The 15,621-nt window shown below is 38.3% G+C and carries 15 protein-coding genes; all 15 read left to right on the forward strand.

Going from position 1 to position 15,621, the window contains the following annotated elements:
* Positions 1-12: 12 nt before the first annotated feature.
* The 15 genes from fliW (at position 13) to BN1068_RS06120 (ending at position 15,500) form a co-directional block, all read left to right on the forward strand.
* Positions 13-459 carry a flagellar assembly protein FliW gene (gene fliW, locus BN1068_RS06050; protein ID WP_077601930.1) on the forward strand — a complete coding sequence of 149 codons (447 nt, stop codon included), beginning with the start codon at positions 13-15 and terminating at the stop codon, positions 457-459.
* Complete coding sequence (csrA, locus tag BN1068_RS06055) at positions 460-684, forward strand: carbon storage regulator CsrA (RefSeq protein WP_040978816.1); 225 nt, start codon at positions 460-462, stop codon at positions 682-684. It begins immediately after the preceding gene.
* 152 nt (positions 685-836) lie between these two features.
* The gene (flaG, locus tag BN1068_RS06060) at positions 837-1,196 is read left to right on the forward strand and encodes a flagellar protein FlaG (protein WP_077601931.1); all 360 of its coding nucleotides are present in this window, start codon (positions 837-839) and stop codon (positions 1,194-1,196) included.
* Between the two features lie 12 nt (positions 1,197-1,208).
* Positions 1,209-2,729 (forward strand): flagellar filament capping protein FliD, encoded by a 1,521-nt coding sequence (fliD, locus tag BN1068_RS06065; RefSeq protein ID WP_077601932.1) that lies wholly within the window; start codon positions 1,209-1,211, stop codon positions 2,727-2,729.
* 23 nt (positions 2,730-2,752) lie between these two features.
* Entirely contained in the window at positions 2,753-3,154 is a 402-nt protein-coding gene (fliS, locus tag BN1068_RS06070; RefSeq protein ID WP_077601933.1) for a flagellar export chaperone FliS, read from the forward strand.
* Entirely contained in the window at positions 3,154-3,507 is a 354-nt protein-coding gene (locus BN1068_RS06075) for a flagellar protein FliT (protein ID WP_077601934.1), read from the forward strand. The genes fliS and BN1068_RS06075 overlap by 1 nt, the downstream gene beginning before the upstream one ends.
* A 281-nt stretch (positions 3,508-3,788) precedes the next feature.
* Entirely contained in the window at positions 3,789-4,346 is a 558-nt protein-coding gene (gene hpf / locus BN1068_RS06080; protein ID WP_077601935.1) for a ribosome hibernation-promoting factor, HPF/YfiA family, read from the forward strand.
* Between the two features lie 361 nt (positions 4,347-4,707).
* On the forward strand, positions 4,708-4,860 hold the full coding sequence (locus BN1068_RS23575) for a hypothetical protein (protein WP_175637092.1): 153 nt from the start codon (positions 4,708-4,710) through the stop codon (positions 4,858-4,860).
* A gap of 357 nt (positions 4,861-5,217) precedes the next feature.
* Positions 5,218-7,737 (forward strand): preprotein translocase subunit SecA, encoded by a 2,520-nt coding sequence (gene secA / locus BN1068_RS06090; protein ID WP_077601937.1) that lies wholly within the window; start codon positions 5,218-5,220, stop codon positions 7,735-7,737.
* Between the two features lie 134 nt (positions 7,738-7,871).
* Positions 7,872-8,970, forward strand: a protein-coding gene (gene prfB, locus BN1068_RS06095; protein WP_139344749.1) for a peptide chain release factor 2 whose coding sequence is annotated in 2 segments (ribosomal slippage) — positions 7,872-7,934 and positions 7,936-8,970 — 1,098 coding nt in all. Because the reading frame shifts where the segments join, the coding sequence is not laid out codon by codon here.
* Between the two features lie 98 nt (positions 8,971-9,068).
* Positions 9,069-9,380, forward strand: coding sequence for a c-type cytochrome (locus tag BN1068_RS06100; RefSeq protein ID WP_077601938.1), 312 nt, complete (start codon positions 9,069-9,071; stop codon positions 9,378-9,380).
* Positions 9,381-10,089: 709 nt separating this feature from the next.
* Positions 10,090-10,776 (forward strand): cell division ATP-binding protein FtsE, encoded by a 687-nt coding sequence (gene ftsE, locus BN1068_RS06105; RefSeq protein ID WP_077601939.1) that lies wholly within the window; start codon positions 10,090-10,092, stop codon positions 10,774-10,776.
* Positions 10,766-11,659 carry a permease-like cell division protein FtsX gene (gene ftsX / locus BN1068_RS06110; RefSeq protein WP_077601940.1) on the forward strand — a complete coding sequence of 298 codons (894 nt, stop codon included), beginning with the start codon at positions 10,766-10,768 and terminating at the stop codon, positions 11,657-11,659. The genes ftsE and ftsX overlap by 11 nt, the downstream gene beginning before the upstream one ends.
* A gap of 251 nt (positions 11,660-11,910) precedes the next feature.
* Positions 11,911-13,479, forward strand: coding sequence for a murein hydrolase activator EnvC family protein (locus BN1068_RS06115; protein ID WP_139344751.1), 1,569 nt, complete (start codon positions 11,911-11,913; stop codon positions 13,477-13,479).
* 554 nt (positions 13,480-14,033) lie between these two features.
* Complete coding sequence (locus BN1068_RS06120) at positions 14,034-15,500, forward strand: S41 family peptidase (RefSeq protein WP_077601941.1); 1,467 nt, start codon at positions 14,034-14,036, stop codon at positions 15,498-15,500.
* Positions 15,501-15,621: the final 121 nt, after the last annotated feature.

Genomic DNA, 15,621 nt, shown 5'->3' on the forward strand with positions numbered 1-15,621 from the left:
GGAGTGTACACCATGAAGATGACATCTACTTATTTAGGTGAAATTGAAGTTGATGAGTCAAAAATAATAAAATTTCCATCAGGAATACCCGGGTTTTCGGAATCCAGGCAGTTTGTGCTGCTGGAGTTGCCGGATAATCCCATATTTCATATTTTGCAATCGGCAGATGATGCCAATTTAGCTTTTATCATTACGGATCCTTATTATTTATATCAGGACTATTCCTTTGAACTGGAAGCTTCGACTTTGGAATTCTTAAATATAAAAGATCGCAATGATATTGCAGTTTATACAATTGTTACAGTAAATAAGCCTTTTGAAAAAAGCACGATTAATTTGAAAGCCCCCATTGTGATTCATATGAAGGAAAATATCGCAAAACAGGTTGTTCTTCAAAAGGAAGATTATTCTTCCAGGGCACCAATCAGTCAGCCTCTTCATGAAAAGGAGGAGAACTAAATGCTTGTACTTTCCAGAAAAAGAAATGAAGCTATTCAAATAGGAGACGATATTGAGGTAGAAGTAATTGCTATTGAAGGAGATCAGGTGAAGCTGGGTATTCGTGCTCCAAAATCAGTAGATATATATCGTCAGGAAATCTATGTAGATATTAAAAATCAAAATAACCAGGCAGCACAAATAGATCAGAACCTCTTTGATTTCTTAAAAGGTGAGAAATTGTAGTTTATATTTCACTTTTTGATTGAACAGTATTTATTCTTCCTTCCAAGTCACTGATAAACTTAGCAATAATGCCTGAAAAGATTACATTTAACCCTTTACAATTTAAAAAAGAAGCCGATATAAAAGATAAACAGTAAGGAGTGTAACATAAAATGGTTGTAAATAAAGTTGGAGTTCAGGATACTTCATTTATCCCTCATTCCATTAAATCTGTTACATCACCCGCTGCTTTACAATCTGATTCAAAAGAGAACGAAACAGCTTTGAAAGAAGAGAATAAAGTAGTGAGTAAAGAGCAAATAGAGCAGGTAGTTGATAAAATGAACGATTTCTTGGAGCCTGTCAGAAGAAATGTAAAGTTTGTCATGCACGAAAAACTGGAAAAGTATTATGTTACTGTCGTAGATGCAGATAAAGATGAAGTCATACGGGAAATTCCTCCAAAGAAGATGCTGGATATGTATGCGGAAATGGCTGATTTTATGGGGCTGTTAATCAATAAAAAGGTATAGAGGTGAGCAAAAATGCGAATTGGCGGATTAGCAAGCGGAATCGATACAGAAACGATGATTAAAGATTTGATGAATGCAGAAAGAATACCGCTTGATAAATTACATCAGGACCGGACAAAACTGGAATGGAAACGCGATGCTTTCCGGGATGTTAATAAAATGCTGGCTGATTTTGACCAGAATTTGATTTTTAATATGAAATTGAGTAATACGTTTAATACAAAAATTATTTCCTCGACACAGGAAAGTGCTGTTCGTGCGACAGGAAATGCTGGTGCGAATAGTGGGACTTACAGGATTAATGTAACACAATTAGCTAGTTCTGCGATTAATGTTGGTGAAGGTGGGATACAGTTTGATGCTGACCAGACACTAAAAGAAGCAGGAATTACTGGTCCTATTACATTTAGAACGTATGGGAAAGATAGTTCATATGGGGAAGCAGATGAGGATGGTAGATTCTATAGAAATCATGAATATGAAATCCGTGATGGAGATAAGCTTTCAGACGTTATCAAGAGAATTAATGATGATGTAGATAGTCCTGTACGGATGACTTATGACGAAAATTCTAAAAAAGTTATATTAGAGGCTACACGGACTGGACAATATAATACAAAAGAAGATGGAAAAGAAATTGAATTTGACAGTAGTGAAGGAAGCTTCTTTGCACAGTTAGGTTTGATGCAAGATGGAGAAAAAGGCGCTCAAAACGCAAAATTCACCTATAATGGCGCCTATGAAGTAGAAACCCAGGACAACCACTACCAGCTAAATGGCGTCACCTTCCAATTTCTAAATAAAACAGACGGCGAAGCAACTTTAAACGTAACCAATGACATTGATCATACCGTCGATAAAATTAAAGAATTTGTTGAAGCTTATAATGAAATTGTCGATAAAATAAATGAGTCGCAGCGTGAGCAGGTTTACCGTGATTTTCCGCCATTAACGGATGAACAGAAGTCTGATATGACAGAGCGTGAAATTGAGCTTTGGGAAGAAAAAGCAAAAAGCGGGATGCTCAAAGGCGAAGCGGCTCTATCCAGCGGCCTGACCGGTATGCGTTCAAGCTGGTACAGTACCGTTAAAAATGACGGAGCATTTAGTTCTTTAATAGAACTTGGCATTGAAACGACAGCTGACTATATGGATGGCGGGAAGTTAGTTATTAAAGATGAAGCAAAACTGCGTGATGCTCTTGCTGATGATCCTGATAGTGTACAAAAGCTCTTCTCCAACAACGTAGAAGGAGAAGGAAGAGGATTAATCAACCGCCTGGAGGATGCTGTTGAAGGCACCATCAGCCAAATTAATCAACGTGCCGGCAAAGCAACAAGTGTATCCCTGGATGGCTATGCATTAGGGAAGCGTATGGAGGACATTAACAGCCGTATTGAGAATTTTGAACGCCGTTTGGAAAAAGTAGAATCACGTTATTGGAAGCAATTCTCAGAGATGGAACGTGCGATCTCTATGATGAATCAGCAGTCCGATATGCTGATGTCAAACTTCTATCCGGCGCAAGGATAATAATAAAGAGGGGATGACCCGGTATGAGTAGTAATAAAGCGTATCAAACCTATCAAAATAACGCTGTAAATACAGCATCTGGCGGAGAGCTGACATTGATGCTCTATAACGGCTGTATTAAATTTATAAAACAGGCAATGAAAGATGTGGATAATAAAGATTTTGCTGCGAAGAATACGAATATCCAAAAGGCACAGAAAATCGTGAATGAACTGATGGTGACGCTGGATATGAAAATGGATATTTCCCATCAAATTCTTCCGCTATATGATTACATGCATAATCTTTTAACGGAAGCGAATATAAAGAATGATATAGAAAAATTAAAAGAGGCACTCGGCTACGCAGAAGAATTTCGTGATGTCTGGAAGCAGGTTATTCTCAAGGACCGTCAGCAGAAATTTAAACAAGGTGCTTCCATCTGATGAACCGGATACTGCCTATCTACCAAATAACAGAAAGCATGCAGCAGTTATTATTACAAGAAATTGATTACCATAATCGGGAAGAGGTAATTGGTATATTTCAGAAAAAAATGGAAGAGAGAGGACAGCTGCTGGAAGCAATTGCGCCTCCATATACAGAGGATGAAGAAAAACTCGGTCGGACAGTTGTGGAAATGAATAAAGGGATCGAGCAGAAAATGAAATTTTTATTTTTTGCATTAAAGAACGAGATGAAACAGGTACAACAGCAAAAGAAATCGACAACAAGCTATTCAAATCCATATAAAAATGTCCAAAGCATGGACGGGATGTTCTTAGATCAAAAAAAATAGAAAGTTTAGCTGTTCTAAAAGAAGAGATAATTAGTATCTATCATTAAACTGGTTATCTCTTTTTTTGTACATTAGAAATCAATACTTTCCAAAAAAACAAAAGTTATTATTCATCTGATTAGAATTTTGTCAAAAAATCTTTAGGCTTTTTAATACTTGTATATAAAGGGCTGGAAGTAATTTGATAGAAAGCGTTTACTAAAAAATAGAGGTTTAGAGAAGAGAAGTTTGTGAAATAGTGCTATAATATATTTATAAAAGTATAGAAGGAGGACACTTACATGAAATTTAATATCAGAGGCGAAAATATTGAGGTTACAAGCGCTATTCGAGAGTATGTTGAGAAAAAGATCAGCAAACTGGAAAGATACTTTGATTCCGCTCCGATTAGCGACGTGCATGTAAATTTAAGTGTCTATAATGATGAACAGCGAATTGAAGTTACCATTCCGATGACAAATCTATTACTGCGTGCGGAAGTACAGCATATTGATTTATATGCTGCTGTAGACTTAGCGGTAGATAAATTAGAGAGACAAATTCGCAAATATAAAACTAAAATTAATCGTAAATTTAAACAAAATGGTTCACCAAAACATGCTTTTGCAGAGTTGGAAAAAGAAGCTAGATTAGCGACAGAAGAAAATAATGAAAGCGATATTGAAATCGTACGTACAAAACGTTTCAACTTAAAACCAATGGATTCTGAAGAAGCAATTTTACAAATGGATATGCTTGGACATGCTTTCTTCGTATTCACAAACGACCAATCGGGTGACACAAATGTTGTTTATAAACGCCGCGATGGAAAATATGGTCTGATTGAACCAAATGTTTAAATAAAAAAATAATATACATTAATAAAAAGCAGTACACCTTTTATTTATGAAAGGTGCACTGCTTTTTATATTGGCTTAAAAAAAGAAAAGTCATCTTTACATATGTTTATTTTGTTAATTTAATCGTAGAACAGCGGCTCAATAAATTAGAAGCTGCATCCATTCACGCAAATTTGTCGAAAAAAACATCAAATTTTCATTTTGAAGCTATTTTTGAGAAAAAAAGTCGCTTTTTGCCTTCAAAAAACCAAATTCCCCTGGGCAAATTTTCATTTTGTATGCCTGAAAACGTGATTTTGCTGATTCGCAGGATAAGAAAGGATATGGTATAAACAAATTAGAAAGAAAAGGAGGCAGTTTAATGCAGTATCTTAACCAGCGATTATTAAATGAACTGGAACAGCGTGTTAAGCAGCAGGAACATACTATTCAACAGCTATTACGTATTGTAGCTAACCTCAACAAAAATGTTGTACAACTATCCTCTGAACAAAAAGAAAAAATACAAAAGTAGTAATTTACGTACTACTCTACGCAAAACTCCCACGCTAGATCGCCTCATTCAGGACTGAAATAATCGTTTCAGTTCTTTTTTTATACTTAAACTCTGAAAAATCATCTGGAAGCCTGCCTTCATGATAGAATTTCATTATGGGGAATAAGGCGGGGTATGTAAGTTGTCATAACGGTTTAGGAAGTGTTATGATATTAATATTGACCATTGCCTATAAGAAATGGTAACTTAATTAGCTATTGATATCATTAACTTTACACAATGGTATATTATATATGTTACTTACACGACAGATGATAAACCGAATAGTGTTTAAATAAGAAATAAAAAGTTTCAATTAACTGAGGAGCGTTCATTATGGCAGGAATTTTAACAAAGATTTTTGGTGACGGAAATCAAAAACAAGTGAAGCGTATCGAAAAACAGGTGGATCAAATTGAAGCATTAGAGCCTGAGATGGAGAAGCTTTCAGACAATGATTTGCAAATGAAAACAAATGAGTTTAAAGAACGGATTGCAGATGGAGAAGAATTGGACAATCTTCTGGCAGAAGCATATGCTGTTGTCCGGGAAGCTTCCAAACGAGTGTTAGGGATGCGTCCTTTCCGTACCCAATTGATTGGTGCAGTAGCCCTGCATAACGGAAATATCGCTGAAATGAAAACAGGGGAAGGGAAAACGTTGGCTTCAACAATGCCAGCGTATCTTAATGCCCTTTCCGGAGAAGGCGTGCATATTATTACGGTCAACGACTATTTGGCTGATCGTGATGCAAAGGTGAATGGAGAATTGTTTGGCTTTTTAGGATTAACTGTCGGCTTAAACCATAATGGTCTTCCTAAGGAAGATAAGCGTGCAGCATATCAGGCTGATATAACCTACGGAACAAATAATGAATTTGGTTTTGATTATTTAAGAGATAATATGGTGCTGTACAAAGAACAAATGGTGCAGCGCTCATTAAACTATGCGATTATTGATGAGGTCGATTCGATTTTAATTGATGAAGCCCGTACACCATTGATTATTTCCGGGTCAGCAAAAAAATCTGCATCTCTTTATCAGCAGGCAGACCGGTTTGTGCGTACACTGCAAATAGAAGAAGATTATACGTATGACGTGAAGACAAAGGCAGTACAGCTGACAGAGCAGGGGATTGATAAAGCAGAAAAGTTCTTTACAATTGAAAACTTATTTGACTTATCCCATGTTTCCTTGACCCATCATATTAATCAGGCTTTAAAAGCGCATGTAGCTATGCATAAAGACACGGATTATATGGTAGAAGAAGGCGAAGTCATCATTATTGACCAGTTTACCGGCCGTAAAATGAAAGGTCGCCGTTACAGTGATGGTCTGCATCAGGCTATTGAAGCAAAGGAAAATTTACAGATTCAAAATGAAAGCATGACACTAGCTTCCATTACCTTCCAAAACTATTTCCGGATGTATAAAAAACTGGCCGGGATGACTGGTACAGCGAAAACGGAGGAAGAGGAATTCCGAAGCATCTATAATATGGATGTTATTGCTATACCGACGAATGAGCCGGTTGAAAGAGACGATCGGGCAGATCAGATTTATAAAACCATGGAAGGTAAATTTAAAGCTGTTGTAAATAATATAAAAGAACGGCATGAAAAAGGTCAGCCGGTACTGGTTGGTACAGTAGCAGTAGAAACTTCGGAATTAATCTCGCAAATGCTGAAGCGGGCGGGAGTAAAGCATGAAGTATTAAATGCGAAAAACCACTTTCGTGAGGCTGAAATTATTGAAAATGCCGGTCAAAAAGGTGCTGTAACCATTGCAACCAATATGGCCGGGCGCGGAACAGATATTAAACTGGGTGACGGTGTCAAAGAGCTTGGCGGTCTTGCGGTAATTGGTACGGAACGGCATGAATCACGCCGGATTGATAACCAGCTGCGCGGTCGTTCAGGCCGTCAGGGAGATCCGGGTATCTCACAATTCTTCTTATCTATGGAAGATGAGCTGATGCGCCGCTTCGGGTCAGACAATCTGAAAGCAATGATGGAAAGACTTGGAATGGATGATGACCAGCCAATTGAAAGCAGAATGGTATCTCGTGCTGTAGAATCTGCCCAAAAGCGGGTTGAAGGAAATAACTATGATGCACGTAAAACTGTCCTGTCCTATGATGATGTGCTCCGCGAGCAGCGTGAGATTATTTATAAGCAGCGCTTTGAAGTAATTGATTCTGATGCTAATCTTCGTGAAATCATTATAAATATGATTCAATCTACGGTAGAGAGAATCGTCGGTACACATACGCAGGATAATGATGAGGATAATTGGAATCTGGATGCAATTGTCGAATATGTGGAAGGCAACTTGTTAGAACAGGGCGATATTACAGCAGCTGAACTGAAAGATAAAGAAGCTGCAGAAATAACAGGCATTATTATGGAAAAAGTCAACCGCCGCTACGATGCAAAAGAGGAAGAGCTTACACCTGAGCAGTTTGCTGAATTTGAAAAAGTTATTTTACTGCGCACAGTTGATACGAAATGGATGGATCATATCGACCAGATGGATCAGCTGCGCCAGGGTATTCATTTACGTGCATATGGACAGAACGATCCATTGCGTGAATACCAAATGGAAGGCTTCACCATGTTTGAAGAAATGATTGCAAGTATTGAAGAAGAAGTATCCAAATATGTCATGAAGGCACAAATTCAAGAAAATCTGCAGCGTCAGGAAGTAGTAAAAAATACACAAGCTGTTTCCGGCGGTGGAGAAGGTCAGAAGAAGAAATCAAGAAAGCCTATTGTAAAAAATAATACAGTTGGCCGAAATGATCCTTGTCCTTGCGGCAGCGGGAAAAAATATAAAAATTGTCACGGCAAGCAATAATCTGCTGTATAGACAATGCAGTAAATGATGTTAGAAGAATGAACAACTGGATGAAGGAATCTGGATTGCAGTCCCTTATCCAGTTGTTTTGATTAGAAGTTGTCATTTTAGGTTTTACTAGGAGGAGTCCGTTTATGGAATTAAATGAAATTAAACAAGAGCTGGAAAAAATAACTTCACGAGTTGAAGAGTTCAGGGGGTCTCTTTGACCTCGAACAGAAGAAAGCACGAATTGCCGAATTAGAAGCACTGATGTCCGACCCTTCATTTTGGGACGACCAGAACCAGGCACAGACTGTTATTCAAGAATCTAACGGCTTAAAAAGCTATGTTGATTCCTTTGAAGAGATTCAAGAAACCTTAGAGAATCTGGAGGTTTCCTATGAACTGGTTAAAGAGGAAAATGACCAGGAGTTATTTGAAGATCTGCAGTCAGAGCTTCAGGAATTTAAAGAACAGGTAAATAAATTTGAATTACAGCTCTTATTAAGTGAACCGTATGATGCGAATAATGCGATTTTAGAACTGCATCCGGGAGCCGGCGGTACAGAATCGCAGGACTGGGCAAGTATGCTGCTGCGTATGTATCAGCGCTGGGCTGAGGGCCATTCCTTTTCTGTAGAAACGATTGACTATCTTCCGGGAGAAGAAGCAGGTGTGAAAAGCGTTACGCTATTAATTAAAGGGCATAATGCCTACGGATATTTAAAAGCAGAAAAAGGGGTTCACCGGCTTGTCCGCATTTCTCCATTTGATTCGTCAGGCAGGCGCCATACATCCTTTGTATCCTGTGATGTTACTCCAGAGATGAGTGATGATGTAGATATCGAAATAAAATCAGAGGATATAAAAGTGGATACGTATCGTGCAAGCGGTGCTGGCGGACAGCATGTCAATACAACAGATTCGGCTGTACGAATTACCCACCTTGCAACAAATATCATTGTTACCTGTCAAAATGAACGTTCCCAGATAAAAAACCGGGAACAGGCTTTGAAGATGTTAAAATCAAAGCTTTATCAATTGGAAATTGAGAAGCAGAAGCAGGAATTAGCTGAAATCCGCGGGGAGCAGATGGAGATTGGCTGGGGAAGTCAAATCCGTTCCTATGTTTTCCATCCTTATTCGATGGTTAAAGATCACAGGACAGATGTAGAGACAGGGAATACACAGGCTGTTATGGATGGCGAAATAGATATGTTTATTGACGGCTATCTTCGTTCGCAAATGTAATAAAGCCAAATTGTCCTTTTTTGTACAAAATGATCCCTTCAGAGTGAGACATAAAGAAGATATACTAATAGTAACAACCAGCGGGGAGGGATAAGGAAGTGAAAAAAGGAATCACTGCATTGTTTTTAAGCATGCTTTTTGTTCTTGGAGCCTGTGGTAACGCGGATGATATCCGTAATGCTGATGAAGATTTAGAGGCTGGAGAACAAGTATACCGCAATAATTGCGCTTCTTGTCATGGAGCTGATCTTTCAGGGAATGCTGGTCCATCACTGGTTGATGTCGGTTCGAAATATTCCCAGGAACAAATTGCAGACATCGTTCAAGAAGGTATTGGCGGTATGCAGCCGCAGCAGCATGTAGAAGGAGAAGACCTGGAAGAGTTAACTTCGTGGTTATCCGAACAATAATATTTGACAGGCATTTGCCTTGCTGCAAGTGTCTGTCATCATTTTTATCTGAATCTTTTTCCTGACAGCAAAATGTTATAAAAATATAAGCTGTTTTAATTATTAGCCGGGTAACTTTTCAATGTATCTTCCCTCTTGTTGTCATCCTGTTAAACCTGGTGACTATTTGATGACATATACTTCGTTTTTTCTCCTGATTTTTAAGTGATTGCAATAATCATCTACGAAAAACTTTCTTTTATCTATCAAACAATCAATCTATATTTTGTCTTTTTTTAACAAGGTGAATAATTGCAGGGACATACTTTGATAAAGATACACTTTACTCCTTGACAGACCGGGCTTCTCAGATTTTCTCTGCACAATAGGAATGTATAAGGAAAACTGCCGGTTCGCTAAAAGACGAGCGAATAAGAATTTTACTGATCTGTTTATTACAAAGATTGTCGAATTGAAATAAAAATGTAATACGATTTTTTCATCATAAAATACGAAGAGATGTTATAATTATTTTTGGTCGTTTAAATCTATTTAAATGAATTCAATTAATATGGAAAAGACAGAGATTAGCAGCAGCAGTGAAAAATATACCGAAATTTAGAATAGATGCAGCGAAATATGTCTTTTTTTGTGTGTTAAGAAAAAAGGCATAAGTCAGAGCAGGTTATGTCATGGACTGAAATAATAAATTAAATTGGGTGGTCATGAAATGATAACAATGGAGAATGTATCCAAAACATATAGCAACGGTGTAACAGCACTGAACGATATTAGTGTACATATCGATCGTGGTGAATTTGTTTATATTGTTGGTCCGAGCGGAGCCGGTAAATCGTCATTTATTCGATTGATTTACCGTGAAGCAAAGCCGACAAAAGGAAAAATAATTGTGAGTGATCGTGATTTAAGCAAGTTAAAGGAAAGGCATATTCCTTATTTACGCCGGGATATAGGCGTAGTCTTTCAGGATTTTAAACTTCTGCAAAAACTGACAGTCTATGAAAATGTGGCGTTTGCTTTAGAAGTAATAGAAACACCGCCAAGAACCATAAAACGCAGAGTGCAGGAAGTTTTGAAGCTGGTAGGGCTGGAAGCGAAAGAAAAAATGATTCCGAGCGAATTATCAGGCGGAGAGCAGCAGCGTGTAGCAATTGCACGGGCGATTGTAAATAATCCTAAGGTTGTTATAGCGGATGAACCGACAGGAAACCTGGATCCAGATACTTCATGGGAGATTATGAAGGTGCTGGAGGATATTAACTCAAAAGGTACAACCATAATCATGGCAACTCACAGTAAACATATTGTTAATACAATTAAACGTCGAGTCATTGCAATTGAAGATGGAGTTATTGTACGAGATCAACAGCGGGGTGACTACGGCTATGAAATTTAGAACATTGTTAAGACATATACGTGAAGGTACCAAGAACATATTCCGGAATGGCTGGATGACATTTGCTTCCATCGCAGCAGTAACAACAACATTAATTCTGGTTGCAGTCTTTTTAGCTTTAGTCTTGAACCTCGATCAAATGGCCAGAAATATCGAGCAGGATGTTCAAATCAGTACCTTAATTGATGTGACAGCAGATGAAGATCAAATTGTCCAGCTGGGCGAGGAGATTGAACAGATAGATGGTGTTGCTGAGGTACAATTCTCTTCCAATGATAATGAGTTGAGTAAATTAATTGAAAGCATGGGAGACGAGGGACAAGCATGGTCTATGTTTGAACAGGATAACCCGTTAAACCATGTATACATTGTAGAAGCGAGCGTTCCAGAAGAAACAGAAGTTATCGCTAATCAAATTGAAGAATTAGACAATGTTGAGAATGTGCTATATGGAAAAGAAGTTGTTGAGCAGCTTTTCCAATTTAATAGTTATGCGAGAGCAATTGGACTTGCATTAATTATAGCTCTGGTATTTACAGCTATATTCTTAATTTCTAATACAATCAAGATAACTATTATAGCCAGAAGTACAGAAATTGGGATTCAAAAGTTAGTAGGAGCAACCAATTCATTTATCCGCTGGCCATTCTTTGTGGAAGGGGCCTTGTTGGGAATTCTCGGTTCTCTGGCTCCGGTAGCGGTTATACTTGGAGGCTACTACTATATATATAATAATTTTGCGAACGTAGTTAACTTCCGATTTGTAGAACTACTGCCGTTTGATCCATTTGCTTGGCAATTATCAGGGATGGTACTCCTGATTGGTGCAGTAATAGGTGTTTGGGGAAGTGTAATGAGCGTCCGTAAATTCTTAAAAGTATAAGATTGATAAGTTAAGAGGGCTTGTAACCGCAAATTGTCGATAAATTTTCTGATTCAGGTCAATTGGAAGCTGGTAAACAAGAGTTAGGTAAATAATTGTAGTTTCATTCGGTGGAAGCAGGCAAAAAACTTCCATTGAATGAAACTTCATTTTATATATAAAAAGTATTATCAGCTGGGCAAAATGGCAGTAAAGCTATTTGAGCAGTCGTTTTTCTAAAGGCAGAAACAAAATGGAGAGGGGAACAGCATATGAGAAGCTTGAGAGCATTAGCATCAGCAAGTCTAGTTACTTTGCTCGCAGTGACAACACCATTACATTCTGTTTCAGCAGAGTCTGTAAAAGATGTGGAAGATGAAATTAATGAATTAGAAAAAGAAAAGTCTAACCTTGAAACTGAAAAAGAAGAGGCGAAGAAAAAACAAAAGGATTCCGAGGAAAAGCTGGAATCTAATCAGCAAGAGCAGGATACGGTTGAGGGTGAAATTTCATCAATAGATGAAGAATTAAATCAGACACAATCCGACATTACTGCAAAAGAGAGTGAGATTGAAGAAACGAACCAGGAAATTGAGAGCCTTACGAACGAAATTGAAGAGCTGTCCAACCGCATAGAAGAATTAGGGGATGAAATAGAAGACTTAGAAGAGCGAATTGAAACCAGAGATGAGCTTATTAAAGACCGTCTTCGCACCATTCAGCAGAATGGCGGAGAAATCCAATACTTAGAAGTGATATTTGGAGCACAGAATTTTAGTGAATTTATATCCAGAAGTACTGCAGTTAATACAATAATGGACCAGGACAGATCTATTTTAGAAGAACAGGCTAATGATAAAGCTCAGTTAGAAGAAAACAAAGAAGAAGTAGAAGCAAGCAAAGTAACAGTTGAAGATAATAAAGTTGCTGTTGAAGAAAATAAGGCGGCACTTGAAGGACAGCATGAGGAGCTGCTTGCATTAGAAGAACAATTAGATGAACAAATTTCCGATAAAGAAACTTTATTAGCTGACTTAGAAATTGAATATAATGATATCGAAGAAGAAAAATTAACAGCTGAAGAAGAACAGCAGCTGATTGATGCTCAAACAGAAGCAAAACGGGCGGCTTTAGATTCTGCGCAGAGTAAGAAAACAGAAATAGAGCAAAAGGAAGCTGAAGAAGCGGAACGTGCGCGGGCAGAAGCAGAAGCTGAGGAACAGCGTAAGGCGGAAGAAGAGCGTAAAGCTGAAGAAGAACGCCAAAAAGAAGGGGAACAGAAGGAAGACAGCGGAGAGCAGACAGAGAGTAATGCAAGTGAGTCTGAAAGCAGCGGATCCTCCAGTGAAGAAGAAAGCGGAAATGACGTACAGGTAGCCAGCGGTTATTCAGCTGAGGCAGAGACAGCAAGTGAATCTGTACCAAGTAACAGTTCAGGGTTTATCCGTCCTACTTCCGGACCACAGACCTCTCCATTTGATCCTAATCGGGTACATCCAATACATGGAGATGTCCGTCCGCATAATGGGATGGATTTTGGACAAAGAGGAGAAGCAGATAAAGTTATCCGTGCTGCAGCAGATGGTGTTGTTGCCTATACTGGTACAATGAGCGGCTATGGAAACACGGTTATGGTAACTCATAATGTGAATGGTCAGGACTACACTACCTTGTACGCTCATCTATCAAGCTTTACTGTATCTAACGGACAAACAGTAAGTCAGGGAGACCAGATTGCTGTTATGGGTAATACTGGAGGCTCTACCGGTGTCCATCTCCATTTTGAAATTCATCCGGGAGGATACAAGAACCCTGTTGATCCATCAGGTTATATAAATTAATTCATTGCGTAATTAATTAAGATAAAGAAATTTATCAAATGAAAAATCCGAACTAGTATTCAAAATTTCTTGCTGGGAATTTGAATCAGTTCGGATTTCTTATTATCAGATAAAGGACCATCAGCTTTCCTCTGCCGGCCTGGGTCAGCAGATTACATTCCGGATAAAAAGAGCAGGAATTTCAAATAAAGTGTTTCTTGATGATGTTTGTTTAAAATCATAGTCATTCGCCTGATAACATGATATGCTTTTCTTATTAGAAAATAAAAAATACCATTTTTATCACAGATAACCGTCTGTAAAGCTCCCGTTTCGGATTAAAATGGTTTTGTTGAGTAATCGGAATCCATTTTCATGGAAGGGAAATAAAACTTCCACGGGAGGAAGTTTTATCCTGTCATGAATTTTTTCTTTTAAGATAACAGGTATAATAGAATAAATAAAGCCATTTGGTTCTTTAAATTACCTGCTATATTTTTATATATTAATTATTTAACTTCAAGGGTGGATAGAAGCTTTTGGAGCAGTAAAGAGATAAAGAGGTGTAGAAAGAGATGAAGCTTAATCAATCTAAGATTATACTGATATTAATAGGCGCCTTGCTTATTGGCCTTTTAGGCGGTTACGGCGGAGTAAAGTTAGCCCAGAATCAAGGTGACAGCTCTTCTTTAGAGATAGCTGATACAGACACATCCGGCAGCGGGGATGCAGATGATGATCTGCCGGCAGATTTACACAAAATTTCACAAACCTTTGATTTGATTAAATCAAACTATATTGAGGATGTTGATGATAAAGAGCTGGTAGAGGGCGCTATAGAAGGTATGCTTTCTAAACTGGAAGATCCGCACACTTCCTACTTAGACAGTGAAATGATGCAGCAATTTAACGAACAGATTGAATCGTCCTTTGAAGGAATCGGAGCAGAAGTCAGCGAGGTAGATGGTTATATTACGATTATCTCACCAATGAAAGATTCTCCGGCAGAAAAAGCCGGGTTGCGTCCGAATGACCAAGTCTTAAGTGTGGATGGTGAAAGCGTTGAAGGGTTAAATGTGAACGAGGCTGTTGCTAAAATTCGCGGGGAAAAAGGAACGGATGTTGTTTTAGAAATACAGCGTTCGGGTGTTTCAGATCCATTTGAAGTAACCATTCAACGTGATACAATTCCTGTTGAAACGGTATATAGTGAAATAAACAGTGAAGATGGCAAAGATACAGGTGTTATTCAAATTACCAACTTCTCTGAACATACAAATGAAGAGTTTACAGAGCAGCTGGCTGATTTAGAGGATCAGGGTATTGATGGTCTTGTCATTGATGTCCGTGGTAACCCTGGAGGTTTGTTGGATGTTGCAGAAGATATCCTGCAGCAGTTTGTTCCTAAGGATATGCCATATCTGCAAATCGAGGATTCTAATGGCAACAAAGAAGAGTTTGCATCAGATTTAGACGAGGAGAAGGGTTATCCAATCAGCGTTTTAATTGATGAAGGAAGTGCTTCTGCTTCAGAAATTGTTGCTGTAGCAATGAAAGAGCTCGGATATGATATTGTCGGGGACACCAGCTATGGAAAAGGTACTGTACAGCAGGCTATTCCATTAGGGGATGACAGTTCTATTAAAATGACAACCTACAAATGGTTATCTCCAAATGGTGTCTGGATTGATGGTGATGGCGTTGAACCGACCATCGAACAAAAACAGGATGATTATTACTATTCCATCCCAATTCAAGTAACCGATGATGAGCCGCTCACTTATGATCATACAAGTGAAGCTGTGGCTAATATGCAGGTAATGTTATCCGGGCTGGGATATGAAACTGACAGGACAGACGGTTACTTTAGTGAAGAAACAGAAAGTGCTGTAGAAGAATTCCAGAAAGATAATGATCTGGATGTAACCGGAGAAGTAAATGAAGAAACCGGCGGCTTGATTGAAACACAAATTATAGAAAAAATCCGCTCCGGCGAGGATGACAAGCAGCTGGAACGGTCATTAGAAGAACTTTATCAATAAAAAGAAATGAGGCTGAGGACAAGCATGGAAAAGAGAAGTATCATTCCGAAGCGGATACTCGCATAATCTATATTTGATTTTACGAGTTAGAGTGCTTTTGTCCCTGCCTCATTTTGACGTA

The organism is Oceanobacillus sojae (genome assembly GCF_900162665.1).
Lineage (GTDB): Bacteria > Bacillota > Bacilli > Bacillales > Amphibacillaceae > Oceanobacillus > Oceanobacillus sojae_A.

Coding starts and splice junctions, on each gene's coding strand:
- csrA (WP_040978816.1), top strand. CDS start 460: ATGCTTGTACTTTCCAGAAAAAGAAATGAAGCTATTCAAATAGGAGAC.
- fliW (WP_077601930.1), top strand. CDS start 13: ATGAAGATGACATCTACTTATTTAGGTGAAATTGAAGTTGATGAGTCA.
- BN1068_RS06120 (WP_077601941.1), top strand. CDS start 14,034: ATGAAGCTTAATCAATCTAAGATTATACTGATATTAATAGGCGCCTTG.
- fliD (WP_077601932.1), top strand. CDS start 1,209: ATGCGAATTGGCGGATTAGCAAGCGGAATCGATACAGAAACGATGATT.
- hpf (WP_077601935.1), top strand. CDS start 3,789: ATGAAATTTAATATCAGAGGCGAAAATATTGAGGTTACAAGCGCTATT.
- ftsE (WP_077601939.1), top strand. CDS start 10,090: ATGATAACAATGGAGAATGTATCCAAAACATATAGCAACGGTGTAACA.
- BN1068_RS23575 (WP_175637092.1), top strand. CDS start 4,708: ATGCAGTATCTTAACCAGCGATTATTAAATGAACTGGAACAGCGTGTT.
- BN1068_RS06115 (WP_139344751.1), top strand. CDS start 11,911: ATGAGAAGCTTGAGAGCATTAGCATCAGCAAGTCTAGTTACTTTGCTC.
- fliS (WP_077601933.1), top strand. CDS start 2,753: ATGAGTAGTAATAAAGCGTATCAAACCTATCAAAATAACGCTGTAAAT.
- secA (WP_077601937.1), top strand. CDS start 5,218: ATGGCAGGAATTTTAACAAAGATTTTTGGTGACGGAAATCAAAAACAA.
- ftsX (WP_077601940.1), top strand. CDS start 10,766: ATGAAATTTAGAACATTGTTAAGACATATACGTGAAGGTACCAAGAAC.
- flaG (WP_077601931.1), top strand. CDS start 837: ATGGTTGTAAATAAAGTTGGAGTTCAGGATACTTCATTTATCCCTCAT.
- BN1068_RS06075 (WP_077601934.1), top strand. CDS start 3,154: ATGAACCGGATACTGCCTATCTACCAAATAACAGAAAGCATGCAGCAG.